Below are 537 nucleotides of genomic sequence, written 5' to 3' on the forward strand. Positions count from 1 at the left end.
GATTCGTGCAAACTCTAGAAAGGAGGTGATCCAGCCGCACCTTCCGATACGGCTACCTTGTTACGACTTCACCCCAGTCACGAATCCTACCGTGGTAAGCGCCCTCCTTACGGTTAAGCTACCTACTTCTGGTAAAACCCGCTCCCATGGTGTGACGGGCGGTGTGTACAAGACCCGGGAACGTATTCACCGCGACATGCTGATCCGCGATTACTAGCGATTCCAACTTCATGCAGTCGAGTTGCAGACTACAATCCGGACTACGATACACTTTCTGCGATTAGCTCCCCCTCGCGGGTTGGCGGCGCTCTGTATGTACCATTGTATGACGTGTGAAGCCCTACCCATAAGGGCCATGAGGACTTGACGTCATCCCCACCTTCCTCCGGTTTGTCACCGGCAGTCTCATTAGAGTGCCCTTTCGTAGCAACTAATGACAAGGGTTGCGCTCGTTGCGGGACTTAACCCAACATCTCACGACACGAGCTGACGACAGCCATGCAGCACCTGTGTACTGGTTCTCTTTCGAGCACTCCC

Annotated in this window: 1 rRNA gene; it reads right to left on the reverse strand. The window is 54.2% G+C overall.

The features are described 5' to 3' along the window. Window positions 1-18 precede the first annotated feature (18 nt). A 16S ribosomal RNA gene (locus IGS55_RS27820) occupies window positions 19-537 on the reverse strand; the annotation flags it as partial.

The organism is Janthinobacterium sp. EB271-G4-3-2, assembly GCF_020858035.1.
Lineage (GTDB): Bacteria > Pseudomonadota > Gammaproteobacteria > Burkholderiales > Burkholderiaceae_D > Janthinobacterium > Janthinobacterium aestuarii.